Origin of the sequence: Mesorhizobium sp. M0618 (genome assembly GCF_040320765.1) — a bacterium.
Lineage (GTDB): Bacteria > Pseudomonadota > Alphaproteobacteria > Rhizobiales > Rhizobiaceae > Mesorhizobium.
The window spans coordinates 294,432-318,925 of the sequence record NZ_JAMYQH010000001.1 but is presented as its reverse complement, the minus strand read 5'-3'; the positions used below and the strand labels follow the sequence as shown (position 1 = coordinate 318,925).

Sequence of the window (24,494 nt, the reverse complement as noted above, 5' to 3'; positions counted from 1 at the left end):
ACACGCTCGGGCCATTCGTCCCGGCGCGGTTTCGATCGCGCCAAAGCCGGCCCGGCAAAGCTCCTGTTACACAGTGACAGAATCAAGAAGGGCCGCACCCCGCGGTATTAAAACAAATGAAGCGTACCTACCAACCGTCTAAACTCGTCCGCAAACGTCGGCACGGCTTCCGTGCCCGCATGGCCACCAAGGGTGGTCGCGGCGTCGTCGCAGCTCGCCGCAACCGCGGTCGCAAGCGGCTCAGCGCCTGAACGGAAGACGAGATCGTTGCCCGCATCCGGCAAGCCAGTGGGACCAAATCCCAAGCGGCTTCTGAAGCGCGCGGAATTCCTGGCCGTCCGTCGTGGTGAAAAGCGACGCGGGCGGCTTTTTCTCGTTGAGGTTCTCGACCGCGGCGACGGCCTGTCGCCGCGCGTCGGCTACACCGTCACCAAGAAGGTCGGCAATGCGGTTGTCCGCAACCGTGTCCGGCGGCGGCTGCGAGAAGCCGTCCGCACGCATGCTGCAAGTGACATGGCGCCTGGCAATGACTATGTCATCGTCGGGCGCGAAGACGTGCTTACCACTCCGTTCGGCCAGTTGAAGGCCGAACTCTCCCGCCGACTGCGCGGAACACGATAGGCCAAGGGCTTTCGATGGAAAACAACCGGAACTTCTTCATCACCATCGCGCTGTCGGTGCTGATCCTGGCGGTATGGCAATATTTTTACGTGTTGCCGCGCAGCGAAGCGCAGCGCGAGGCAGCCCGCGTCGAACAGCAGCGCGTCGAGGAGCAGAAGAAGGCCGCCGGCACAAATCCCGGTACCGACACCGGAACGCCCGTCGCCCCTGGCGCCATTCCCAACGCACCGGGAACAGACGCCGTCACGCCGGCCGGCCGCGAACAGGCACTCGCCACGACCACCCGCGCCAGGATCGACACGCCGAGCCTCGAGGGTTCAATCAACCTGACCGGCGCCCGTCTCGACGACCTCAAGCTCAAGCACTACACTGAGACGGTCGACAAGAACTCGCCCGAGATCAGCCTGCTCAACCCGGCGGCACTGCCCAATGGCTACTATGCCGAGATCGGCTTCGTCGGCAACGACAAGACCGGCGCGGTGCCTGGTCCCGAGACTGTGTGGGCCGTCGACGGCAATGCGACGCTGACGCCGACGACCCCGGTCACGCTGACCTATTCGAACGACAAGGGCCTGACCTTCAAGCGCACCTTTTCCGTCGACACCAACTACATGTTCACGGTGTCCGATACGGTGCAGAATGCGGGCACGGCCGCTGTCTCGCTGTCCAATTACGGCCGCGTCACCCGCTTCGACAAGCCGCTCGTTGCCAGCACCTATGTGCTGCATGAGGGCCTGATCGGCTTCACCGGCACCGAAGGCCTGCAGGAGCACAAATACGCGTCCATCGAGAAGGACAAGCAGTTCACGCCGGGCAAGTCGACCGACGGGTGGCTCGGCATCACCGACAAATACTGGGCGGTGACGCTGGTGCCGACGGAGAAGCAGCCGTTCCAGCCGCGCTACGCCTATTTCGAGGACGGCCGCCATCGCTACCAGTCCGACTTCCTCACCGACCCGATCACCGTCGATGCCGGCCAGTCGGCGACGGTGGAGAGCGAAATCTTCGCCGGCGCCAAGGAAGTCGGCAAGATCAACGCCTATGCGGAAGACCGTCATATCAAGCGGTTCGATCTCCTGATCGACTGGGGCTGGTTCCACTTCATCACCAAGCCGATGTTCTGGCTGATCGACACGCTCTACAAATTCTTCGGCAATTTCGGCCTGGCCATCCTCGCCACCACCGTCATCGTCAAGGCCATCTTCTATCCGCTCGCCAACAAGTCCTACGCGTCGATGGCGAACATGAAGAAGGTGCAGCCGAAAATGCTCGAGATCCGCGAGAAATACGCGGACGATAAGATGAAGCAGCAGCAGGCGATGATGGAGCTGTACAAGACCGAGAAGATCAACCCGCTTGCCGGCTGCTGGCCGGTGGCGCTGCAGATCCCGGTCTTCTTCTCGCTCTACAAGGTGCTCTACATCACCATCGAGATGCGGCACGCGCCGTTCTTCGGCTGGATCCAGGATCTGGCCGCACCCGACCCGACGTCGCTGTTCAACCTGTTCGGCCTGATCCCGGTCACCCTGCCGCACATGCTGATGATCGGCGTCTGGCCGCTGATCATGGGCGTCACCATGTTCCTGCAGATGCGCATGAACCCGACGCCGCCGGACCCGACGCAGGCGGCGATCTTCACCTGGATGCCTGTCATCTTCACCTTCATGATGGCGGGTTTCCCGGCCGGCCTGGTCATCTACTGGGCCTGGAACAACACGCTGTCGATCCTCCAGCAGGGCATCATCATGAAGCGCCAGGGCGCCAAGATCGAGCTGTGGGACAATCTGGTCGCGCTGTTCCGAAAGAAACCATCGCCGGCCGAATAGAAGCGCAGCGCTTTCTCCAGCCTCAAAGCCCCGCTCGCGCGGGGCTTTTTCCGTTTAAGCAACTCCGGGATCACGTTCCCGTGATCGGCGAAACTTGCGCCTCGCCGGGGGCGTGACTGCCTGTGCGTTTCCAAAGGCTATCAATTCCGATCAGCCCTCACCCGGAGGAAGACCACATGCGCTTGCCGTCATTCAGGACCATCGCCTTTTCCGCGCTCATCGCCGGCGTGGCGATTGCCGCGCCCGCCTATGCCAAAAACCCGAATGTCGGCGGCGCGCCGATGTACACCACCAAGAACATCGTCGAGAACGCCGTCAATTCGAAGGATCACACGACGCTGGTCGCCGCGGTCAAGGCCGCCGGCCTGGTCGACACGCTGCAGGGCGCTGGCCCGTTCACAGTCTTTGCCCCGACCAATGCAGCGTTTGCGAAATTGCCCAAGGGCACCGTCGACACGCTGCTGAAGCCGGAGAACAAGGACAAGCTCACCAAGGTGCTGACCGCGCATGTCGTGGCCGGCAAGATTTCGGGCGCCGAAATGATGAAGAAGGCCAAGGCGATGGGCGGCAAGTACGAGATGAAAACCGTCTCCGGTGACACGCTGACCGCCGAAGTCAAGAAGGGCAAGCTCTACATCATGGATGAGTCAGGCGGCGAGGCGCGAGTGACGATCGCCGACGTCAACCAGTCGAACGGCGTCATCCATGTCGTCAACAAGGTGCTGTTGCCGAAGTAACGGCTTTCGGCAAAGGGGATCAAGGCAGGTCCGTTGGGGCTTTCTCGGCCTGCCGTCCCACCTCATGACGAGGTGCCATGTTTCTTGGGAAGTCGTATCGGCATCGGCCGGGGTCCTGTAGTCCCTCACAGGACCCCGGTTTCTTTTCGGCTGTTGCTTGTCCTGCCGGATGAGCTTCGACCGTCACTCCATCACGGCGCTGTGGTCGATCTTGGCCGGAGTCGCCGGCTTGCGCAGCAACAAAACCAGCGGAATGGCGGCAAGCGACAGGATCATCATCAGCTTGAAGTCGTTCATGTAGCTGATGATGGTCGCCTGCAGCGTCACCACGCCGTCGAGCGCGGCACGCCCGGCGGCGCTGTAGGGGTCCATCGCCTGGAAGATCGCCGGATTGCCGAACGCCTGGTTGTAGGGCGTCACATAGGTGGCGATGCTGGCGTGGTTGATCTGCACGTTCTCCGTCAACAGCGCGGTGACCACCGATATGCCGACGCTGGAGCCGATGTTCCGCGACAGATTGTAAAGGCCTGTGCCTTCCGCGCGCCGCTCCGGCGCCAGCGTGGCGAAGGTGATGGTGGTCAGCGGTACGAAAAGGAAGCCCAGGCCAGCGCCCTGGACGAAGCCGGTGCTGATGATCGTCCATTGCGACACATCAGGGGTCCAGCCGGTCATGTCGTACATCGCCCAGGCGGTGACCAGCAGGCCGGTCAGCAGCAGCCAGCGCGTGTCCACCTTGCCGATCAGCCTGCCGACCAGGAACATGCAAGCCATGGTGCCGAGACCGCGCGGCCCCATGACGATGCCGGCCGTCACCACCGGATAGCCCATCAGCGTCTGCAGATAGGGCGTCATCAGGGCCAGCGAGGCCAGATAGGTGATGCCGATGATGAAGATGAAGACCATGCCAACGGCGAAGTTGCGGTCGAGGAAAAGCCTCGGATTCACGAAGCTGTTGCGGGCGGTGAAAGTGTGGACGAGGAAGATGTAGAAAGCCGACGCGCAGATCAGTGCCTCGACGATGATTTCGGACGACGAGAACCAGTTGAGCTGCTCGCCGCGATCGAGGAACATCTGCAGCGATGCGATGGTGACGCTGAGCATGCCGAAGCCCAGCCAGTCCAGCCTCGCCTTGAGGTCCGTCTTGGTTTCCTGGACGAACATCGACACGCCGGCGAAAGCCAGGGCGCCGATCGGGACGTTGATGTAGAACACCCAGCGCCAGCTGACATTCTCGGTGAGCCAGCCGCCGATGACCGGTCCGAGCACCGGCCCGACCATCACCGAAACGCCGAACAGCGCCATCGCCGAGCCGCGCTCCTCGACGCTGTAGATGTCGAGCAGGATGCTCTGCGCCAGCGGCACCAGGGCCGCGCCGAACAGGCCTTGCAGCAGGCGGAAGCCGACGATCTGCGGCAGCGACTGCGCGAACCCGCACAGCACCGATGCGACGACGAAGCCGGTGATGGATATCAAAAGGATGCGCTTGCGGCCGAAACGATTGGCAAGATAGCCCGAAGGCGGCGTCATGACGGCCGCCGCGACGATGTAGGACGTCAGCACCCAGTTTATCTGGTCGGCGCTCGCCGAAACGCTGCCCTGGATATAGGGCAGCGCCACATTGGCGATGGTCGTGTCCAGCGCCTGCATGATGACGGCGAGGATCACGCAGGCGGTGATGGCGCCGCGATTGGCGACCACGCCACCTGTCGCGGACGCGCCGGTCATGACTTTTGTCCGAACCTGCCGAGGAGGTCCGTCACGAAGTCCGGCAGGCCGCGCGCATGGCCGGTATCGATGCCGACCACGACGCTCATCCCGCCACGCAACGGCGGCTTGCCCTGGAGATCGTCCAACGTCACGCGCATCGGAATGCGTTGTACGACCTTGACCCAGTTGCCCGTGGTGTTCTGCGCCGGAAGCAAGGAGAAGCTCGACGACGACGCCGGGCTGATCGAGGCGACCGTACCGTGCCAGACGGCACCCGGGTAGCTGTCGACGCTGATCGTCGCCGTCTGTCCCGGCCGCACATAGGTCAGTTCGGTTTCCTTCGGCTCCGCCCCGATCCACAGATCGGTCGCCGAAATCAGGCTGAAGGCCGGCTGCGAAGCCGGCAGGTACTTGCCGACCTGAAGCGCGTCAACATTGGTGACGATGCCGTCGAACGGCGCCTTGACGATGGAATCGGCAAGGTTGCGCTGGGCGTCGTCGACCGCCGATTGCGCCTGAAGGTAGAACGGATTCTTCTCCACCGGCTGGCTGGCGTCGCCGCCAAGCTGGGCAAGCCTCGCCTGTGCCTGCGCTTGGGCAACGGACACTTTCTGGCGGGCGGCGACGAGGTCGTGTTGGGCGCTGTCGAAGGTCGCCTTCGAGGAGGTGGAGGTCTTGAGCAGATCCTGCTGGCGCTGGAAAGCGGCCTCGTAGTAGGGGATGTCGGCCTGCGCCTGCTCGATCAGCGCCTGCGACTGCAGGTAACTCGCCTGCAGGGTCAGCACCTGGTTGCGCACCGTGCCGAGCTGCGCCTGGGCGGCGGCAAGAGCGGTTTCGAAAGAGGCCGGCCGCAGCCGGAAAAGCACCTGGTCCTTCTTCACCGCCTCGTTCTCGTGCACATCGATCTCGAGCACGGTGCCGGAGACATCGGTGGACACGCCGAGCGATTGCGCCTGGATGTAGGCATTGTCCGTTGTCATGACCTGGCCGCCGATGACGTAGTAGTAGCCGCCGACGACCAGGGCGACCGGAAGCAGGGCAAACAGGATCGGCCGCGTCAGGCTGCGCCTGGGCTTGACCGTCGCCGGAGGCGCCACCGCAACCCCGGCCTGGCGTGGCTCCTTGGACGGAGCCTCGAGCGCCGCCGGCTCCAGGGCGACCGGTGCTTCGAGCTCGTCATTGTCGATGAGGGTGCCGGCTCGCCTTTGCTCGCGTTCGCTGTCCAGTCGGATGACCTGATCGCGCGCCCGGTCGGCGGCGGATCCATCTTCTTCGACAGGCTTCTTTGGTGAGGTTGATTCAGCCATGTGTTTTCTCCCGGTCGGCGGCAGGCTGGGCGCAAGCCGCGAGCAGATTGGATTTGATGAGGGATAGGGTTTGCAGCAGATGCAGTTGCGCATCCGCGGAAAGGCCGACGAAGGCCTCGTCACGCGTCTTCTGCCCATTGCTGCGCATGATTTCGATAAGCGGATGGGCTTGCGGCTTCAGGTAAAGCAGCCATGCCAGGCGGTCGGCGGGATTGGGCCGGCGCTCGATGAAGCTGCGTGCCTCCATCCTGTCGAGCAGCCGGGCGAGCGTGATCGGCGTGATCTCGATAAGATCGGCCAGTTTGCTCTGGTGGATGCCTTCATGCAGGCAGAGATAGGCCAGCACCTGCCACTGGGCGCGGGTCAGCCCCGATGCCCGCGACCTCTGCTCGAACCGCTTTCGAAGCAGGCGCGCGACATCGTGCAGCACGAAGCTGATGTTGGGTGACGATGGCATGGGAGGTACTGGAGTTTCGGCGCAACTTTTAGTGAGCATGCTTATTATCATCATGCACATAATCCCGCTGGACGCGGTGCGTAAGACGGACTAGCCCGCCTGGAAAAAATGACGCATGGGCTGCGACGCCACAAAAAGGCTCCGGTAGTAGGCTGTTGCCGCGCAGGGATGAGACGATGAATTGGCTGAAGATCTTGACCGTATCGGCCATCGCGGGATGGCCGGGCATTGCGTTCGCAAAGGACGCCGTCAGCTGCGGTGGCGCCGCCATGCTGGGTGGCGCGCAATTGAACTGCAGCCACGTCGAACCCCAGGCGCCGCCTCAGTTTTGCACCTATAGCTGGGCTCTCCACATGCCGACCGGAGACCAGAAAATCGTCGAAGGCAGCTTCATGCTGCCGCCCGGCGCGGCGAACGTCACCGTCTATCAGGGCAGCGGTTTCGACAGCGCGCTGTCCGATCCGATCGTGATCTGCCGCGGCAGCAAATGAGCAAGACCGTCAAGGAAAGCTCGCTCGTCGCCCGATTGGTGCTATAGGGCGGATCACGCTATTTTGAACGGGCGCATTCGAGTTTCGGATGCGCCTGGCGGCCATTTCTCTGACGGATTTCGACATGGACGGACCCAACCCAGACATCAAGCACCCGATCCCGATGCATACCCGCGTCGGCTTCCTCAAGGGGCTGGTGAACGCGCCGAACATCGAGGTCGGCGACTTCACCTATTATGACGACCCCGACGGTCCGGACAAATTCGCCGAAAAATGCGTCCTGCACCATTATCCGTTCATTGGCGACAAGCTGATCATCGGCAGGTTCTGCGCCATCGCCGAGGGCGCGCGCTTCATCATGAACGGCGCCAACCACGCTATGTCCGGCTTTTCGACCTATCCGTTCAATATTTTCGGCCATGGCTGGGAAAAGGGTTTTGACCCGGCGACCTGGTCCAGGGAAGTGCGCGGCGACACCATTGTCGGCAGCGACGTCTGGATCGGCATGGAGGCGGTGATCTTGCCCGGGGTGGAAATCGGCCACGGCGCCATCGTTGCCGCGAAATCGGTGGTGACGCACGACGTGCCGCCCTATGCGATCGTCGCCGGCAACGCGGCCAAGGTGGTAAAGATGCGTTTCGACGACCGGACAATCAGGCGGCTGCTGGCGGTGGCGTGGTGGGACTGGCCGGTGGACAAGGTCAGCCGCAACCTCGATGCTATCCGGGGTGCCAATATTTCTCTTCTGGAGGCAGCAGCTTGAACGCTCTGAACAGCAGCATAATCGGCACCGAACTGTTCACGCGAGGATGGATCTTCATCCGCGGCGTGCCGGCCATGAAATTCTTGCCGCCGGAAGGGCCGCCGGAAATCGCCTTTGCCGGCCGCTCGAATGTCGGCAAGTCGTCGCTGATCAACGCGCTGGTCAACCAGAAGGGGCTGGCGCGCACTTCCAACACGCCGGGGCGCACCCAGGAGCTCAACTATTTCGTGCCAGATGGATTTTCGGGTGAGGGCGCCGACCTGCCGCCCTTGGCGCTGGTCGACATGCCCGGCTACGGCTACGCCACCGCGCCGAAGGAGAAAGTCGACGAGTGGACCAAGCTGGTCTTCGACTATCTCAAGGGCCGCGTCACGCTGAAGCGCGTCTATGTGATGATCGACGCCCGTCATGGCATCAAGGCCAAGGACGATGAAGTGCTGTCGCTGCTCGACAAGGCGGCGGTGTCCTACCAGATCGTCCTGACCAAGACCGACAAGATCAAGACTGCCGGCGTGCCGAGGCTGATCGAGGAGACGCTGGCAAAGATCAAGAAGCGGCCGGCGGCGTTCCCGTTCGTGCTGGCGACGTCTTCGGAAAAAGGCGAGGGCCTTCAGGAATTGCAGGCGGCCATCGTGCTTGCCGCCAATGGCGGCTAAGCTATGTCGATATTCAGGTGATGCCGGCCTGCAAACGACGGCTTTCTGCGCTTCCGGTGCTCACGGACCCGAATGTCCGCTCCGCTCCGGTTCTCGAAAGCCACCGTTTTCGGCTCGGCCTGACCTGAATCTCAACACACCTTAGAACTGGGTTAAGGCTTGGCCTCGATAGCAATCGTCTGATGGCCTTCTTCCGCCACAAGCCTTTCGGTGCCGTATGCCCTGAGGAACATGCTGACGCCTGACCTGACGATGTGATCGATCTCGTCCGGGGTCGGGGCTTTCGTGCGGTAGGCGAAGATGCACTGGCGGAACAGACCGGCAAGGCACAGTTCGGTGAACTGATAGGCGGCAAGATCGACATCGTCGATGCGCAGCAGGTCGCGCTCGATGGCGGCATTGAGAAAGGCCGCGACCTTGTCGTGGCCACGCTTGGGACCGCGCTCGTAAAAACGCGCGCCCATGTCGGGTATCCGGTCGGATGCCCCGATCACCGTGCGCTGTGCCTGGATGACCTTGGCCGACGTGATCTTGAGGGCCAGCACCTTGCCGAACTTCACCAGCGTCTCGCGCAGGTTGTCGGCATTGTCCAGCACGTCATACATGTTCTTGAAGATGGTGCCGCGCTCTTCCTCGATCAGCGCTTCGAACAACTCCTCCTTGTTGGCGAAGTAGACGTAGATCGTACCCTTGGAGACACCGGCCTCGCGGGTGATGTCGTTCATCGAGGCGGCTTCGAAGCCCTTGTCGATGAAGACACGACGGGCGCCGTCGATGATCTGGCTGCGCTTGACCGGATCCTGCCCCGCGGCCGGGCGGCCACGGCGCAAGCTTTCCAACAGGTCGTCGCACGACTCGTTTTCGACATTGGGCGGGGTCTCGGCCATGAAAGTCACACCTCGAAAATAATTCGAACCAAGCGGTTCGATTGCCCTTGATATGGTCCTCTTTACGCGCTATGTCAACGGCCGGATCGAACCGAACGGTTCAGTATCATATTATAACTTTAGAGAGATGTCATGTCCTCGAACGCGCCGACCACAGCCGAAGTCCGTCCCTTCCCCAACGCCAAGGTTGCGCCGGCTACGGAAGCGCCGGATATGCCTGTCCAGCCCGTCTCGTCGCCGCCGGCAGAGGCTCCGGTCAAGAAGAAGCGCTCGGTTCGTTCATTTCTGCTGCCGATCATCGGCGTTGCCTTGCTCGGCGCCGGCGCCTGGTACGGTTACGATTACTGGACAACGGGCCGCTTCATGATCTCGACGGACGACGCCTATGTCCAGGCGGACATGGCGTTCATCTCGCCCAAGATTTCCGGCTATGTCGATCAGGTCAAGGTCAGCGAGAACCAGTTGGTCAAGGCCGGCGATCCGCTGCTCGTCGTCGATGACGGCGACTATAAGATTGCCGTCGCCCAGGCCGAGGCGCAGATCGCCACCTTGAGCAAAACGCTCGACCGCATCGACGCCCAGACCGAAGCAGCCCGCGCCTCGCTGCAGCAGGCCCAGGCGCAGAAGGTCGCCGATCAGGCCGCCGCCGACAATGCGGCCAAGGTCGCGGCGCGCGCCTCGCAACTGCTCAAGACCCATGTCGGCACGCAGGCGCAGCTGGACGACGCCCAGACGGCGGTCCAGCAAGCCGATGCCGCCCTTGTCGGCGCCGACGCACAGATCGCCGCCGCGCAGGCCAATATCGGCGTGCTGCAGGCGCAACGCGCGGAATCGGCGAGCACGCTGGCGTCCCTGCAGCTCAGCCATGACAAGGCGCTGCGCGATCTTTCCTTCACCGTGCTCAAGGCGCCTTATGACGGCATCGTCGGCAACCGCTCGGTCGAACAGGGCGACCTTGTCAGCCCCGGCCAGAAGCTCGCCGTCATCGTGCCGATGGACAAGCTCTACATCGTCGCCAACTTCAAGGAGACGCAGCTTGCCCGGCTGGTGCCCGGCGAGAAGGTCAAGATCTCGGTCGATGCGACCGACGGCCAGGACTTCGAGGGGACCGTCTCGTCGCTGGCGCCGGCTTCGGGTGCCGTGTTCTCGCTGCTGCCGCCCGAAAACGCCACCGGCAACTTCACCAAGGTCGTGCAGCGCGTTCCGGTCCGCATCGATGTGCCCGCCGATGCGCTGAAGAGCGGCAAGCTGCGCGCCGGCCTGAGCGTCGTCGTCGCCGTCGACAGCCGTACCGCCCCATCTGGTTCGGCATCAGCGGCAGCGTCGAACTGAGCGGCCGCCGGGGAGCAATGCCATGGCAACCGCAACCCTGACAGCAGGAGCGCCGCCGGCGAGGCCGGCTGTGCCTGACACCATTTCGACGCGGCGCGTCATCGCCTTCCTGGCGATGGTGTTCGGCATGTTCATGGCCATCCTCGACATCCAGATTGTCTCCGCCTCGCTGTCGGAAATCCAGGCCGGCCTGAGCGCCAGCTCCGACGAAATCCCGTGGGTGCAGACCGCCTATCTGATCGCCGAAGTGGTGATGATCCCGCTGTCAGGCTTCCTCAGCCGGATGCTGTCGACGCGCGTGCTGTTCACGATCTCGGCGGCGGGTTTCACCGCGGCCAGTGCGCTGGCGGCGACCGCCACCAACATCGACCAGATGATCGTCTACCGCGCCGTCCAGGGATTCATCGGCGGCGGCATGATCCCGAGCGTCTTCGCCGCTGCCTTCACCATCTTCCCGCCCTCGCGCCGCGCCTTCGTCTCGCCGATGATCGGCCTGGTGGCGACGTTGGCGCCGACCATCGGCCCGACTGTCGGCGGCTACATCAGCCATGCCATGTCCTGGCACTGGCTGTTCCTGGTCAATGTCGTGCCCGGCATCCTGGTCACAGCGGCGGCCTGGACGCTGATCGACTTCGACAAACCCAACCTCAAGCTGTTCAGCAAGTTCGACTGGTGGGGCCTCGCCGGCATGGCGGCTCTCCTGGGCTGCATGGAATATGTGCTCGAGGAGGGTCCCAACAATGACTGGATGCAGGATCAGGGCGTCTTCATCTGCGCCATTGTCATGACCATCGGCGCGGTGCTGTTCTTCTGGCGGGCGTTCACCGCCGAGGAGCCGATCGTCGACCTGAAGGCCTTCACCAACATCAACTTCGCCTTCGGCTCGCTGTTCTCCTTCGTCATAGGCATCGGCCTTTACGGCCTGACCTATCTCTACCCGGTGTATCTCGGGCGCATCCGTGGCTACGATTCGATGATGATCGGCGAGGCGCTGTTCGTCAGCGGCCTGGCCATGTTCTTCACCGCGCCGATCTCGGGCATCCTGTCGAATAAGATGGACCCGCGGCTGATGATGATGATCGGCTTCTTCGGCTTCGCCACCGGCACCTGGTGGATGACGCATCTGACCGCCGACTGGGATTTCTATGAGCTGCTCATCCCGCAAATCCTGCGCGGCTGTTCGATGATGCTGTGCATGGTGCCGATCAACAACATCGCGCTCGGCACCTTGCCGCCCGAGCGGCTGAAGAACGCTTCAGGCCTGTTCAACCTCACCCGCAACCTTGGCGGTGCGGTTGGCCTCGCCCTGATCAATACCGTGCTGATCGACCGCAATGCCTTCCACTACGCAAGGCTCTCCGAACATGTGCAATGGGGCAGTGAAGCCGCGCAGACCAAGCTGCAGAACATGACGCTCAATTTCGAGCAAACCCCCGGCCTCGACGCGACAAGTGCCGCGATCTCCAAGCTGTCTGGCATGGTCCAGCAGCAGGCGGCGCTGCTGTCCTTCATGGATGTGTTCTTCATGCTGACGGTGCTGTTTGCGACGCTTGGCATGTTCACCATGCTGATCCGCAAGCCGGCCGCGGCGGGCGGAGGTGGCGGCGGCGGCCACTGATACGTGGGCAGCTGTTTCGGGAAGCTCCTCCAGTCCACGCCTGAAAAAGCTCTGACCGCGCAAAAAACTCCGGGCCCGCAAGCCCGGAGTTTTTCATATCCAGTTGGAATTTGTCAGGCTGTGGCGGGCTTGAAGGTCAGCGCGACGCCGTTGATGCAGTGGCGCAGGCCGGTCGGCGCCGGACCGTCGTCGAAGACGTGGCCGAGATGGCCGCCGCAGCGGCGGCAATGCGCCTCGGTGCGCGTCATGCCGAGCGAGCGGTCCACGGTCGTGCCGATAGCCTTGGGGATCTCTTGCCAGAAGCTCGGCCAGCCGGTGCCGGAATCGAATTTCGTCTCCGACGAATAGAGCGGCAGGGCGCAGCCGGCACAGGCGAAGATGCCCTTGCGGTGTTCGTTGAGCAGCGGGCTGGTGCCGGGATACTCCGTGCCTTCCTTGCGCAGCACGTTGAAGGCGGCAGGCGACAGGATGGCTTTCCACTCGGCGTCGGTCTTGGTGACTTCGAATTTTTCGGCGGCCTGTGCTGCCTGCGGATCGCCCATGCGCAGCATCGTTGCCGCGATCCCGACGACGCCGATGGCGGCGGCACCGCTCAAAAGAAAGTCGCGACGGTTCATGACCAGTTCCTCCTGATGTCCTTTTGCCAAACTATACCGTCGCGCGGAAATCAAAAGCCGGTGACGGAAGCCCCTCGAACGAACACTCCGCGCCCGCCCACATCCGAATGTGGGAGGCGCGGAGTGCGCGGGTCAATTGCGGATCACAGAGCGGGATCGTGCAATCGACGGAGGGCCCTTGCTGCCAGTTCGCCGGCAGCAAGCCCCTTGTTACATCTTCGGCAAAAGAACCTTGTCGATGACGTGGATGACGCCATTGGACTGTTCGACATCGGCGATCGTCACATTGGCGACATTGCCGTTCTCGTCTGTGACGGTGACCTTGCCGCCGTCAGCCTTGAGCGACAGCTCGCAGCCGCCGGCCGTCTTGACCTTGTGGGTGCCGCCGTCAGCCTTGGCCATCGAGGCCACGTCCGCCCCCATCGCCTTGGCACCGATGACATGGCAGGTGAGGATCTTGGTGAGCTTGTCCTTGTTTTCAGGCTTGAGCAGCGTCTCGACCGTCCCGGCCGGAAGGGCTGCGAAGGCCTCGTTGGTCGGAGCGAACACAGTGAACGGACCGGCGCCCTGTAGCGTCTCGACAAGGCCGGCGGCCTTCACGGCGGCGACCAGCGTGGTGTGGTCCTTCGAGTTCACGGCGTTCTCGACGATGTTCTTGTCGGCAAACATCGCGGCGCCGCCAACCATCGGGTTTTCAGCATAGGCGGCGGTGGCAAGGGCCGAAACGGCGATCGTACCGGCGAGCAAAAGGGTGACGTATCTACGCATGATGTCGAACTCCTCGGGTTTTTCTCTTCCCATTTTTGGGGACGCGAGGAGATACGGGACAAAATCGCCCGAGTTTCAGAAATATCGTGATTTTTTATTTTATCTAACGCGCCCGGCGGATTTCCCAAGTAATCGGTCGCGGCCGACATGCTGTCTATGGGCATGTTCAGTGAGGGATAGACTTATGATAGTCTTTTGTGATTTTTCAAGCGCGCGGAGCCGGTCAGATGCTCTTCAGGTCGCCGGCGGCGACTACCGGTCCGGTCGGCTGTCCGGTCGGCGAACCGCCTGACGGCTCGAGGCTGACGGCAAGCACCGCGCCTTGGGCAAGCTTCTGCTGGGCCGCCGGCGAGACGACAATATGTGCCGTAGCACCGGCCGGAATGACGCCCATCGACACCGGCGGGTTCTTGCCCTCGATCATCCACAGCTCGAAGTCCTTGCCGGAAGCACGCTCACCGGAGACATGCGACAGGCCGATTTCGTGATGCGCGGCATCATAGACGGCGAGATATCTGACGTCGCTGCCTTCGGCGGCCAGCGAAGCGACGAGGCGCGCCTGCGGCTGCTCGACCGGGGGGTTGAGGACTGGCACGGCGATGTAAATCGCCAGTGCCGCAGCCGCGGCCGCGGCAAGGCCGCGCCAGAAGGCCAGGCTGGACCACAGGCCGCCGCGCGATTCGGCGGGCGTGGTCACGGCGGCAGCGTTGGCGAACAGGCGGCGGTCGACAGCGGTCTTCACCGAAACCGACGGCTCGACTTCCCGATAGGCGGCGGCAAGCGGTGAGAGACTGACCTCCCAACTCTCGACAAGACGAGCGAAAACCGTATCCGCATCGATGCGGCGGGAGACGATCTGGCGTTCGTCGGCATCGAGCACGCCGAGAACGTATTCGGCGGCGAGCAGGTCGTCGCCTCCACGTTCCGGTCCTGTGTCTTCTGCCAGCGTCATCTTTCCAGACATTCTCTGAGTTTCAACAGGCTGCGGCGCAGCCATGTCCGCATCGTGTTCAGCGGCACGCCATGGCGCTCCGCCAGTTCGGCATAGCTCTCGCCCTTGAGATAGGCCCCCCGTACGGCGGCTGCCCGGTCCTTCTCCAACTCATCGAGACAATGGTGGATACGTTCGGATTCGTCTCCCGCCACCGCCATCGCTTCAGGCCCCGGCGCCGGATCGGCCACGTCGAGCGCGGCATCGATGTCGGCGGCAGGCTTGCGCCGCGCTCGTATGCGATCGATCGCATGGTTGCGCGCGATTGCCACCAGCCAGGAGATCGGGCTTAGATCGGAGACCGCAAAACGATCCGCCTTCGTCCATATCTTGACGAAGACTTCCTGCAGCGCTTCTTCCGCGTCTCCCCGGTCGTTCAAGACACGAAGGCAGACGCCAAAAAGTTTCGCGCTGGTCTGCCGGTAAAGCAGATCGAACGCGGCCCGATCCTTCATCGAAGTCCGAACGATCAGCTTGGTGATGTCCTGCGGCGTCATTGCAGGCAAGTTAGGCGATTACGATGTATTTGCAACGGCGGAAATAATCTTGTGCACGCCTAAGCTTTTGTGTGTCGCCAGCCCGGATCCGTCCACCGATTGCCAATGGAATCGCCACTGGCTAGCTTGCCCTCAATGATGGGGAGCGCGCATGTCGGTCGAACGGATCCTTTGGGAAGAAGATGCCACGGGCCTCGCCAATCTGGTCCGCAAGGGCGACGTTTCGGCCGTCGAGCTGACCGACACCGCGATTGCCCGCGCTGAGGCCACCCGTCCCGACATCAATGCCACGGCCGAACCGCTCTACGATGCCGCCCGGGCCCGCGCCAAGACCATCGACCGCTCGCTGCCGCTGGCCGGTGTTCCCTTCGCCATCAAGGATCTAGGCATCGCCATCAAGGGCGTGCCGACGCATGGCGGCAGCCGCATTCCGGCATGGCTGGCCGATGTCAATTCGGTGCTGACCGACCGCTATCTCGCTGCCGGGCTTATCCCGATCGTCACCTCGGCATCGCCGGAGCACGGGCTTCGATTGATGACCGAATCCAGGGCCTTTGGCATCACCCGCAATCCGTGGAACACCGGCCATACCAGCGGCGGCTCTTCGGGCGGTTCGGCAGCCTTGGTCGCAGCCGGCGTCGTGCCGGTGGCGCATGCCTCCGATGGCGGCGGCTCGATTCGCGTGCCTGCCGCCTGCACCGGGCTTGTCGGCCTGAAAACGTCGCGCGGCCGCACACCGCTGACGCCGCTGGTGAGCGAAAGCTGGTACGGCATGGTCGTCGATCATGCGCTCACCCGTTCGGTGCGCGATTGCGCGCTGCTGCTCGACCTCACCCACGGCCCCGATCCTCTGTCGCCCTATGCCGCGCCGCCGCCGAAAGGCACGTTCGCGGCTGCCGCCGCGCGCGATCCCGGCAAGCTCAGCCTGGCCGTGTACCGCAAATCGCCGCTTGGCCTGCCGATCTCGGACGAGACGCTCAAGGCGCTCGACAAGGCGGTGGCGCTTGCCCGCGAGGGCGGCCACACGGTCGAAGAGATCGACCTGCCCTTTATCGGCCGCGATTTCTTCGCCGATTTCTGCAGGACGGTTGCCTCCGCCGTTGCCGGCACGATGCGCGCCGAAGCGCTGCGTGTCGGGCGCTCCGTTACCGGCGACATCGAGCGGGCGACGCGCGTGCTCGCCCGCTTCGGCGAACTGGTGTCGGCCGGCGAGACCTATGCCGACCTGCAGCGGCTGCATGCCGCCTCGCGACGCCTGATTTCGGAGACCGTGCAGTACGACGCCGTGCTGATGCCGGTCATTGCCCACCCGCCGCTCGCCTGCGGCGCCATGGATCCGAAAGGCGCCGACGAACTCATCGAGAACCTGCTCGACAAGCTTCATCTGACGCCTTTGCTGAAGCTGAAGCCGTTCTTCGGGCAGCTGATGGACAAGAGCCTCTGGTTCACCCCTTGGCCGGCGATCCAGAATGTCAGCGGCCAGCCGTCGATCGCGCTGCCGGTCCATGTGACTGACGCCGGCCTGCCGCTCGGCGTCCAGGCGGCCGGCCGTCCGGGCGGCGAGGAGACGCTTTTGTCGCTCGCCGCGCAGATGGAGAAGATCTCGGGTTGGCTGGACCGCAGGGCGCCGCTGATGGTGCCGCCACAATGACGAGGTCGTGAAGCGCTCGAATATGACTGCAAAGCCATTTGCGGGCGACGCCAATTCCCGCTAAGACGCCGCCGTCCTTACCTGATGCATGTCGCCCAAAAGGGTCCAGCGGTTTTGCGACAACGACATGCTTAAAATAAAAAGCCGGGAACCAAGCCGATGACGGAAATAACCGCCACCGCCGAAATGCAGGCAGCCCTGTTGTCGCGGGCGCTGCCCTACATGCAGCGCTACGAGCACAAGACGGTCGTGGTGAAATATGGCGGCCATGCCATGGGCGACATCGAGCTTGGCAAGGCCTTCGCGCGCGACATCGCGCTGCTCAAGCAGTCCGGCGTCAACCCGATCGTCGTCCATGGCGGCGGCCCGCAGATCGGCGCCATGCTGGCCAAGATGGGCATTGAATCGAAGTTCGAGGGCGGCCTGCGCGTCACCGACCAGAAGACGGTCGAGATCGTCGAAATGGTGCTGGCCGGTTCGATCAACAAGGAGATCGTCGCACTGATCAACGCCGAGGGCGAATGGGCGATCGGCCTGTGCGGCAAGGACGGCAACATGGTGTTCGCCGAAAAGGCCCGCAAGACCATGATCGACCCGGACTCCAACATCGAGCGCGTGCTCGATCTCGGCTTCGTCGGCGAGCCGGTCGAGGTCGACCGCACCTTGCTCGATCTTCTGGCACGCTCCGAGATGATCCCGGTGCTGGCGCCGGTGGCGCCAGGACGCGACGGCCACACCTACAACATCAATGCCGACACCTTCGCCGGCGCCATTGCCGGCGCCTGCCAGGCGACGCGCCTGCTGTTCCTCACCGACGTGCCGGGTGTGCTCGACAAGAACAAGAAGCTGATCGACGAACTGACCGTGGCCGAGGCCAAGGCGCTGATCAAGGACGGCACGGTCTCGGGCGGCATGATCCCCAAGGTCGAGACCTGCATCGAAGCGATCGAACGCGGTGTCGAAGGCGTCGTCATCCTCAACGGCAAGACGCCGCATGCGGTGCTGCTGGAACTGTTCACCGAACACGGCGCCGGCACGTTGATCGTCCCCTGAGCGGCGGCCGATCTGCTGATCGTCCGCCGCCGGTCGTTCAGGCAGATTGGGGAAGGCGCGCGATGACCTTTATCTCGAAATCGAATCCCGCCAGCCAGTTCACGCCAACCGCGGTCCAGTTCGTGTAAGGCGGCTCACCGAATACCTTCTTTCGAACGGCATCGATCGCCTCCCATTGCGCGGCCGGATCGGTGTGGAACGTGGTCACGTCGACGATGTCGTCGAACGTGCCGCCGGCGGCCTTCAGCACCGCCGCGAGATTGTCGAAGGCCAGCTGGACCTGCTTTTCGAAGACCGGCTCGGGCGATCCGTCCTCGCGGCTGCCGACCTGGCCGGAGACGAACAGAAGGTCGCCCGAGCGGATCGCCGCCGAATAGCGGTTGATCTCGTAGAGAGCCTGCCGGCCAGCAGGGAAGATCGCGTCGCGTTTGGTCATAGTTTCACTCCATCTAGACAAGGCAGGTCCGACCTCCCGACGATCGCGACGTGGCGTCGCCGAGAGGGCGAGAGCCGTTCGCAAGGCTTCGGGGTTTTGGATCGCTGCGCTCCACCAATCCGGGGTGATTTTTGACATACGCCCCGCATGCGCGATGTGGGTGCATACGCGACGTATGTCAATATGCATACGCAGCGTATGTTATTTTCAGGATAGTATCGGCTGCGGGCCAAGCTCATTTGCGCGGTCAGGCATTCGACGAATCGCGGTCCCAGGCAGAGTCAGCTTGCGCGCTGGGCGTCGAACGGTCATTGACTCCTCCTCGGCGTCCTGCGGCGCGCCCCAGAATTCAGCCAGCGTCGGGCCGTCTTTCACCCTGACGTCGCGGACCAGAAAACCCCAGACCTCGCGGAACCAGACGCGGCGGCCCATCTGCGTGTACCAGCGCATCGAATGCCGCTGCTCGGGATCCCTGTGGAACAGGATGCGCGCCAGCGCCTTGGGCCGCGATTGCACTGCGAGCTCGATCAGTTTGACGCTGAAGAACAGCATCCAGGGTTTCAGACGCGTCATCTGCAGCACCTGGTGCTTGTAGTCCCACAGGCGCGCGTCCTGCTGGATCACCTTGCGATCCCGCGCAATGCGGAAGAACGGCGTCCAGCGATGCGGCGTCACATAAAGCGCCTGGATCTGGTCGGGGTCGTAGGCGATGAGCTGGCGAAAGCCGCGCCACAGGTCGCGAAACCCCTCATCCTCGAAGCCGGCCACCCAGGTCGCCATCGACAGGATGCCATGCAGGCGCAGCAGCCGTATCGCCTCGCGGTCGGATGAGGTGCTGCCGCCCTTGCGGATCAATTGAAGCGTCTGCTCGTCGGTGTTTTCCATGCCGAGCAGCCAGCGGATGACACCGGCCTTACGATAGAGATGCAGGATGTCGGCATCGCGCACGATGTCGTCGGCGCGGGTCGAACCGACGATCAGCACCGGCACGTTCTCGGCGATAAGGGCGTCGAGGAAGACGCGCCAGGCCTTCTTCGAGACCGTCGGATTCTCGTCGGCGAGATTGATCAGCTCGACGCCGTGCTCGCGGTGCAGCCAGGCGATCTCCTTGGCGAACTTCACTGGGTCGCGATGCCGCCATCGGGTCCAGAAGCCGCGCTGGCCGCAATAGTTGCACAGATGCGGACAGCCGCGCGAAAACTGCATGACCACGGCCCGCTTGCCGCCCCAGTAACTGTACCGCGAGTGCTCAATCAGCTCCCAGCCGACGCGGTAGGCGTCGAGGTCGGCAATGGTCATGGCCGGTTGCGTGGCGACGGGACGGCTGAGATCGTCGCGATAGGCGATGCCGGCCACGCTCGCCGGTGGCTGGCGCTTTTCCAGCGCCTCGACCAGCGCCACGACGGTCGCTTCGCCCTCGCCGCGCACGATGAAGTCGAATGTATCCGTTGCGGACAGGATGTCGCGCCAATGATAGGTGGGGAAAACGCCGCCATAGATGATGATGGTCGCCGGCTCCCGCTGCTTGATCTGCTCAGCGATCAGCAAGGCGGTCGGATGCGCCGAGGTCGAGCCGGAATGGCCGATCAGGACGAAGTCGGGGTGGTCCTCCAGTGCGTTGCGCACGACGTCATCGAGCGGCATCGGCCCGAACTCGGCGTCGACGAGCCGTACTTCGTGCCCGGCATCGATCAGCGGCCCGCCGATCGCCAGCAGGCCGAGCGGCGGCAAATGATCGTCGGGCACGCGGCTGCCGATGGCGGTGTGCGGCGGATTGATCAGGACGATTTTCATGGCGGACCTCTTGGGCATTTGGTCCGCGCAAGCTGGCCGGCGATGTGGACACGCGCTTGGCCCGTTTCAGCAGTTTGCGTGCAGTTTTTCCCCAAGGGAGTGCGAAGGCAGGCATTGTCACCGCCGGAGGTGGGCGAGCGGCACGTGGCCGGGTCCCTTGATGTTCTGCAGCACGAGCTGGGTGTGGACGTCGCGCACGCCGTCGAGCCGCATCAGCCGATGCATGACGAAGGCGTTGAGCTCGTCGACCGACGGCACCATGACATGCAGCAGGAAATCATGGTCGCCAGTCATCGTCCAGCACGACGACACCTCGTCCATGCGCTGCACGGCGGCGATGAAGCTTTCGGGCGAGCCGTCGCTGTGGCTCACCAGGCGCACCTGGATGAACACCTCGACCATCAGGCCGACCGCGCGGCGGCTGATCACCGCGGCAAAACCCTTGATGATGCCGGCATCCTGCAGCGCCTCGAAACGCCGCGCGCACGGCGTCGTCGACAGGCCGATCTCTTGCGCCAGTTCGGAAACCGGCTTGCGCCCGTCGCGCTGCAGGACATCGAGCATCTTGATCTCGAAATCGTCGAACTGAGGCATTTTCACTCCGAGAGAGGGTTTTGTGAGTGGATATTATCTCGAATATTCCGTTCGAGCCATCATCAAAACCGATTTCCCTCGGCAAATCCGGGTAGCCTTTCGGCACGTCTGCCATTCATGATTTGCGAGGAGAAAACCATGACGACGATGAGCGTTGCCGAATACGCCCGCGACTGCGCGGCGCAAGGATTGCGCGGCGACTATTCGGTCTGCCGTGCCGATTTCACCGTGTCGCAGGGTTACGATTACAGCGAAGAAGAGCAGGCGGTGTGGCGCACGCTGTGCGACCGCCAGACCAAGTTGACGCGCAAGCTCGCCCACCATTCCTATCTCGACGGCGTCGAAAAACTCGGCCTGCTCGACCGTATTCCCGATTTCGACGAGGTCAGCGCCAAGCTGCGCAAACTGACCGGTTGGCAGATCGTCGCGGTGCCGGGGCTCATTCCCGCGGCCCCGTTTTTCGATCATCTCGCCGATCGCCGCTTCCCGGTCACCAACTGGCTGCGGACCAGGCAGGAGCTCGACTACATTGTCGAGCCCGACATGTTCCATGATTTCTTCGGCCACGTGCCGGCGCTGTCGCAACCGGTGTTCGCCGATTTCATGCAGATGTATGGCGAGAAGGCCGGCGACATCATCGCGCTGGGTGGCGACGAGATGATTTCCCGGCTCTACTGGTACACGGCCGAATATGGCCTGATGCAGGAGGCCGGCCAGCCGCTAAAGGCCTTTGGCGCCGGCCTGATGTCGTCGTTTACCGAGCTGCAGTTCGCGGTCGAAGGCAAGGACGCCCACCACGTGCCCTTCGACCTGGAAACGGTGATGCGCACCGGCTACGAGATCGACAAGTTCCAGCGCGCCTATTTCGTGCTGCCGTCCTTCGACGCCTTGCGCGATGCCTTCCAGACCGCCGATTTCGAGGCGATCGTCGCCCGGCGCAAGGACCAGCCGGCGCTTGACCCGGCGATGCTCTAGGCAGCACGTTGCCCTGCAGCCGTCAGGCGGTGACCACCTTGCTCAGATGGTCGCCGAGCCGGCAGGCCAGCGCGGTGATTGTCGTCGTCGGGTTGCATTGACCTGACGTGCAGAACACCGAGGAGCCGCCGACATAGAGATTGTCCATGCCGTGCATCTTGCAGTTGGCGTCGACAACACTTTTGGTGACGTCGGTGCCCATGCGCGTGCCGCCCATGTGATGATGGCCCGCCGTCTCGTCGTTGGTGGGATAGTCCTGGCCGTTGCTGATCCAATCGGCAATGCGCACGCGGCCGAGATTCTTCTCGATCAGTGTCTTGCCGAACAATCTGAGCCCTTCGAGCAGTGTGCGGCGCTCCATTTCCGATTTCTTCCAGTGTAGCTCGATGCGCGGCACGCCGGCGTGGTCGACATCGGTCTTCGATAACTCGATCTGGTTGGATGCCAGCGGCGCCTGTTCCCAGGCGACGTAGAGCTGGGCGGCGCAACGCAGCCTCTGGTTGAGCTTGGAGGACATCCACTCGGCCATGTCGGGCGCCGTGCAGGCGAGGTCGGCGATAAGGCTCTTGACGCCGGGATACGGCGTCTCGATCAGCCGGATGCCAAAATTCATGATCTGCAGCCGCTCCATGGCGGCAAGTGTCGGCGAGAAGAAGGCCTCGTTGACGGCATCGACCTCGAACGCGTTGTAGTCGGTCAGGATGGCATTGCCGCCCTCGAAGGTCGGATGCTCCATCCAGTAGCGGCCAAGCGCCGTCGCATTCGGCACGACGCCGCCGTTCGAGCGCTGGTTGGACCACAGAAGCAGCCGCGAATTCTCCAGCCCGCCGGTGCAGACGATGAAATAGTCGGCGCTGAAGGAGCCGGCATCCTGCCCGTTCGACCACAGTCTGGCGCCAGTCACGCGTCTGCCGTCGCCGGCAAGTTCGGTGGCACAAGTGTTGAGCACCACCGCGATGTTCGTGGCCTTGTCGAGTTCATCGCCGAATTTCTCGGCGAAGCGCACGGCCGGGCTCTTGATCAGCTGCACCCAGCGAATGTCGTCCGAGATCGGCATATCGGGCCGGAGGGCAGGAAGGTCGAGAATGTCGCGCACTTCCGGCAGATAGGGTTCGATGTCGGTGTGGCGGATCGGCCAGCCCGTGTCGGGTACCCAGGCCTTCGGCTCGAAATCCTGCTTGTCGAGCACGCGGCACCAGCCTGCCCAGTGGTTGGAACTGCCCCCCATGAACCGCAGCCGGGTTATGTCGAGATCGAAATAGAAATCCCCGACCGTGCTGCCCCGGTAGAAATCCTGCGAGTCGTCGCTGAATTCGCGCGGACCGGCTTCCATCACCACCACCGGAATGCCGGCGGCGCCCAGCTTGCGGGCAATGGTGGTACCGGCCGGGCCGGAGCCGAGGATGCAGACCTTCGGGGTGAAGTTCGCGGCGCGATACGCCTGGTAGCTGTCGAAGATCATGCCAGGTCGCTCCGCTTCAGGATCCAGCCATTGACCTCGACGATCTCGTTCGGGTCAGGCTCTGGATCGGCGGCATCGGCATCAGGCAGCCTGCGGAACAAAGACAGGGCAGGCAATGCGATCAACGCCTGCATGAGCGCGCGGCGTGACATTCTTTTGATGATGAAACTCATGGCTGGTCTCTCGGCTGGGCTTCGGCACTGCATGGCGTTCCCAGAACGGCAATTCCCGGAACGACACATGCATCACCGTGGAAGCCAGTATCGTGCCAAGTCTGGCCGCAAAGCAGTGAAAACCCGGCTAAGCGGTACAACCGAGTGCAAACAGGGTTAGAGTTTTCTTAACAGGCCGGTTGCGGCAGATCGGATCACGCCGCCTCGGAAATGCCGGTGTCGATGATCGTCAGGTTACGGCCCTGGTGCTTGGCCTGGTAGAGGCGCCGGTCGGCGGCGCGCATCAGCTCCGACACACTGGCTTCCTCGCTGCAGACAGTGCCGCCGATGCTGACCGTGAGCGGGATGGTCCGCTCGTCGACGGGCCGGAAGCGGATCAGCTCGACTTCGCGGCGAATGCGCTCGGCGACGCGCTTGGCCTCCTGCTCGGTGGCGCCGATCAGGAAGGCGCCGAACTCCTCGCCGCCGATGCGGCCGAGCACATCGCCGCTGCGCACGCCGCGCTGGATCGCGCTGGCGATCAAAAGCAGCGCGTCATCGCCTGTCAGGTGGCCAAAATTGTCATTGATGGTCTTGAAGTGGTCGGCGTCGATGATCAGCAGCGCGCCGCGATCGGACTTGCGGCGCGAACCGTCAAGCGCGGCAAAGAAACTTTCCCGGTTGAGCATGCCGGTCATGTCGTCGCGGCTCGCCTTTTCCGCCAGTCGGCGATGCGCGGCGGCGAGCTGGGCATGAGCGCGGGCGAGATCGCGATGCGCGTTTTTCAGCCTGTCGCTTTGCCAGAAAGTGCTTGCGCTGGCGGCCCACGCCAGCACCAGCGGACAGAGGGTGGAGGTCAGCCAGATCGTGCGGTTGACCGGAAATCCCATGGCCGGAACGATGATCAGGGTCAGCAGGAGAGAGGCCGCGACTGAGGCGAAAGCAACGGCGGCGGATCTCAGAATTATGCTGTTCATCGCTTGCTCCCACAAGACTGCCTCTCTGCCAGCAAGCCCTGAAGGCCACCTTTCCCAGATGCCTAAAATTTGAATCGTGAGGCGATTTACGCAACCTCAACGAGCAGAAGTTGTGGATAAAGTCG

At 63.1% G+C, this 24,494-nt stretch carries 26 protein-coding genes; 12 read left to right on the top strand and 14 right to left on the bottom strand.

The features are described from left to right. Positions 1 to 116: 116 nt before the first annotated feature. The 4 genes from rpmH to NKJ04_RS01565 all read left to right on the top strand — a co-directional run bounded on the left by rpmH (position 117) and on the right by NKJ04_RS01565 (position 3,184). Entirely contained in the window at positions 117 to 251 is a 135-nt protein-coding gene (gene rpmH / locus NKJ04_RS01580; protein ID WP_008833937.1) for a 50S ribosomal protein L34, read from the top strand. 16 nt (positions 252 to 267) lie between these two features. Next, positions 268 to 621, top strand: coding sequence for a ribonuclease P protein component (gene rnpA, locus NKJ04_RS01575; protein WP_013528505.1), 354 nt, complete (start codon positions 268 to 270; stop codon positions 619 to 621). A 14-nt stretch (positions 622 to 635) separates the two neighbouring features. Next, complete coding sequence (yidC, locus tag NKJ04_RS01570; RefSeq protein ID WP_352440595.1) at positions 636 to 2,447, top strand: membrane protein insertase YidC; 1,812 nt, start codon at positions 636 to 638, stop codon at positions 2,445 to 2,447. A 176-nt stretch (positions 2,448 to 2,623) separates the two neighbouring features. Next, the gene (locus tag NKJ04_RS01565; RefSeq protein WP_352440596.1) at positions 2,624 to 3,184 is read left to right on the top strand and encodes a fasciclin domain-containing protein; all 561 of its coding nucleotides are present in this window, start codon (positions 2,624 to 2,626) and stop codon (positions 3,182 to 3,184) included. A 183-nt stretch (positions 3,185 to 3,367) separates the two neighbouring features. Here the strand turns inward: NKJ04_RS01565 and NKJ04_RS01560 are convergent, their stop codons facing one another. From NKJ04_RS01560 to NKJ04_RS01550, 3 genes are read right to left on the bottom strand one after another with little or no spacing between them, the layout of a single operon-like run. Then, on the bottom strand, positions 3,368 to 4,909 hold the full coding sequence (locus NKJ04_RS01560) for a DHA2 family efflux MFS transporter permease subunit (RefSeq protein WP_352673041.1): 1,542 nt from the start codon (positions 4,907 to 4,909) through the stop codon (positions 3,368 to 3,370). Then, positions 4,906 to 6,198 (bottom strand): HlyD family secretion protein, encoded by a 1,293-nt coding sequence (locus tag NKJ04_RS01555; RefSeq protein WP_352673038.1) that lies wholly within the window; start codon positions 6,196 to 6,198, stop codon positions 4,906 to 4,908. The genes NKJ04_RS01560 and NKJ04_RS01555 overlap by 4 nt, the downstream gene beginning before the upstream one ends. Further along, complete coding sequence (locus NKJ04_RS01550) at positions 6,191 to 6,655, bottom strand: MarR family winged helix-turn-helix transcriptional regulator (RefSeq protein WP_352628994.1); 465 nt, start codon at positions 6,653 to 6,655, stop codon at positions 6,191 to 6,193. Before NKJ04_RS01550 ends, NKJ04_RS01555 begins: the two co-directional genes overlap by 8 nt. Before the next feature lie 176 nt (positions 6,656 to 6,831). Here NKJ04_RS01550 and NKJ04_RS01545 point away from each other — a divergent pair, with 176 nt between their 5' ends. From NKJ04_RS01545 to yihA, 3 genes are all read left to right on the top strand, one after another. Beyond that, positions 6,832 to 7,146, top strand: coding sequence for a hypothetical protein (locus NKJ04_RS01545; protein WP_128304173.1), 315 nt, complete (start codon positions 6,832 to 6,834; stop codon positions 7,144 to 7,146). A 124-nt stretch (positions 7,147 to 7,270) separates the two neighbouring features. Then, a complete protein-coding gene (locus tag NKJ04_RS01540) occupies positions 7,271 to 7,909 on the top strand; it encodes a CatB-related O-acetyltransferase (protein ID WP_023810785.1) in 639 nt (212 codons plus the stop codon). Next, the gene (gene yihA / locus NKJ04_RS01535) at positions 7,906 to 8,565 is read left to right on the top strand and encodes a ribosome biogenesis GTP-binding protein YihA/YsxC (protein ID WP_352673035.1); all 660 of its coding nucleotides are present in this window, start codon (positions 7,906 to 7,908) and stop codon (positions 8,563 to 8,565) included. Before NKJ04_RS01540 ends, yihA begins: the two co-directional genes overlap by 4 nt. 152 nt (positions 8,566 to 8,717) lie before the next feature. Here the strand turns inward: yihA and NKJ04_RS01530 are convergent, their stop codons facing one another. Next, positions 8,718 to 9,452, bottom strand: coding sequence for a TetR/AcrR family transcriptional regulator (locus NKJ04_RS01530; RefSeq protein ID WP_352553170.1), 735 nt, complete (start codon positions 9,450 to 9,452; stop codon positions 8,718 to 8,720). A 132-nt stretch (positions 9,453 to 9,584) separates the two neighbouring features. Here NKJ04_RS01530 and NKJ04_RS01525 point away from each other — a divergent pair, with 132 nt between their 5' ends. Then, the gene (locus NKJ04_RS01525) at positions 9,585 to 10,784 is read left to right on the top strand and encodes an HlyD family secretion protein (RefSeq protein WP_352673032.1); all 1,200 of its coding nucleotides are present in this window, start codon (positions 9,585 to 9,587) and stop codon (positions 10,782 to 10,784) included. Positions 10,785 to 10,806: 22 nt separating this feature from the next. Continuing rightward, positions 10,807 to 12,402, top strand: a complete 1,596-nt coding sequence (locus NKJ04_RS01520) for a DHA2 family efflux MFS transporter permease subunit (RefSeq protein ID WP_023810781.1) — start codon at positions 10,807 to 10,809, stop codon at positions 12,400 to 12,402. 113 nt (positions 12,403 to 12,515) lie between these two features. Here NKJ04_RS01520 and msrB read toward each other — a convergent pair whose 3' ends face one another. From msrB to NKJ04_RS01500, 4 genes are all read right to left on the bottom strand, one after another. Continuing rightward, complete coding sequence (gene msrB / locus NKJ04_RS01515) at positions 12,516 to 13,019, bottom strand: peptide-methionine (R)-S-oxide reductase MsrB (protein WP_352673028.1); 504 nt, start codon at positions 13,017 to 13,019, stop codon at positions 12,516 to 12,518. 210 nt (positions 13,020 to 13,229) lie between these two features. Then, positions 13,230 to 13,787 carry a fasciclin domain-containing protein gene (locus NKJ04_RS01510; RefSeq protein WP_352440603.1) on the bottom strand — a complete coding sequence of 186 codons (558 nt, stop codon included), beginning with the start codon at positions 13,785 to 13,787 and terminating at the stop codon, positions 13,230 to 13,232. 223 nt (positions 13,788 to 14,010) lie between these two features. Beyond that, entirely contained in the window at positions 14,011 to 14,739 is a 729-nt protein-coding gene (locus NKJ04_RS01505) for an anti-sigma factor (RefSeq protein ID WP_023810778.1), read from the bottom strand. Next, a complete protein-coding gene (locus NKJ04_RS01500; protein WP_013528490.1) occupies positions 14,736 to 15,275 on the bottom strand; it encodes a sigma-70 family RNA polymerase sigma factor in 540 nt (179 codons plus the stop codon). The genes NKJ04_RS01505 and NKJ04_RS01500 overlap by 4 nt, the downstream gene beginning before the upstream one ends. Positions 15,276 to 15,426: 151 nt before the next feature. On the opposite strand from NKJ04_RS01500, the gene NKJ04_RS01495 reads away from it, so the two are divergent. Then, complete coding sequence (locus NKJ04_RS01495; RefSeq protein ID WP_352673024.1) at positions 15,427 to 16,926, top strand: amidase; 1,500 nt, start codon at positions 15,427 to 15,429, stop codon at positions 16,924 to 16,926. Positions 16,927 to 17,085: 159 nt separating this feature from the next. Next, entirely contained in the window at positions 17,086 to 17,979 is an 894-nt protein-coding gene (argB, locus tag NKJ04_RS01490) for an acetylglutamate kinase (RefSeq protein ID WP_013528489.1), read from the top strand. Positions 17,980 to 18,016: 37 nt separating this feature from the next. On the opposite strand, the gene NKJ04_RS01485 is transcribed toward argB, so the two are convergent. The 3 genes from NKJ04_RS01485 to NKJ04_RS01475 all read right to left on the bottom strand — a co-directional run bounded on the left by NKJ04_RS01485 (position 18,017) and on the right by NKJ04_RS01475 (position 20,803). Further along, positions 18,017 to 18,415: a RidA family protein gene (locus NKJ04_RS01485; RefSeq protein ID WP_352440605.1), complete on the bottom strand. Its 399-nt coding sequence runs from the start codon at positions 18,413 to 18,415 to the stop codon at positions 18,017 to 18,019. 207 nt (positions 18,416 to 18,622) lie between these two features. Further along, positions 18,623 to 20,209, bottom strand: a complete 1,587-nt coding sequence (gene bchE / locus NKJ04_RS01480; protein ID WP_352673021.1) for a magnesium-protoporphyrin IX monomethyl ester anaerobic oxidative cyclase — start codon at positions 20,207 to 20,209, stop codon at positions 18,623 to 18,625. A gap of 117 nt (positions 20,210 to 20,326) precedes the next feature. Further along, entirely contained in the window at positions 20,327 to 20,803 is a 477-nt protein-coding gene (locus NKJ04_RS01475) for an Lrp/AsnC family transcriptional regulator (protein WP_023810775.1), read from the bottom strand. 138 nt (positions 20,804 to 20,941) lie between these two features. On the opposite strand from NKJ04_RS01475, the gene phhA reads away from it, so the two are divergent. Continuing rightward, complete coding sequence (gene phhA, locus NKJ04_RS01470) at positions 20,942 to 21,778, top strand: phenylalanine 4-monooxygenase (protein WP_128304180.1); 837 nt, start codon at positions 20,942 to 20,944, stop codon at positions 21,776 to 21,778. Positions 21,779 to 21,800: 22 nt separating this feature from the next. Here phhA and NKJ04_RS01465 read toward each other — a convergent pair whose 3' ends face one another. From NKJ04_RS01465 to NKJ04_RS01455, 3 genes are all read right to left on the bottom strand, one after another. Beyond that, on the bottom strand, positions 21,801 to 23,240 hold the full coding sequence (locus NKJ04_RS01465) for a GMC oxidoreductase (protein ID WP_352673018.1): 1,440 nt from the start codon (positions 23,238 to 23,240) through the stop codon (positions 21,801 to 21,803). Then, the gene (locus NKJ04_RS01460) at positions 23,237 to 23,413 is read right to left on the bottom strand and encodes a hypothetical protein (RefSeq protein ID WP_352673017.1); all 177 of its coding nucleotides are present in this window, start codon (positions 23,411 to 23,413) and stop codon (positions 23,237 to 23,239) included. The genes NKJ04_RS01465 and NKJ04_RS01460 overlap by 4 nt, the downstream gene beginning before the upstream one ends. A 194-nt stretch (positions 23,414 to 23,607) precedes the next feature. Beyond that, complete coding sequence (locus tag NKJ04_RS01455) at positions 23,608 to 24,369, bottom strand: GGDEF domain-containing protein (protein ID WP_127296470.1); 762 nt, start codon at positions 24,367 to 24,369, stop codon at positions 23,608 to 23,610. Positions 24,370 to 24,494: the final 125 nt, after the last annotated feature.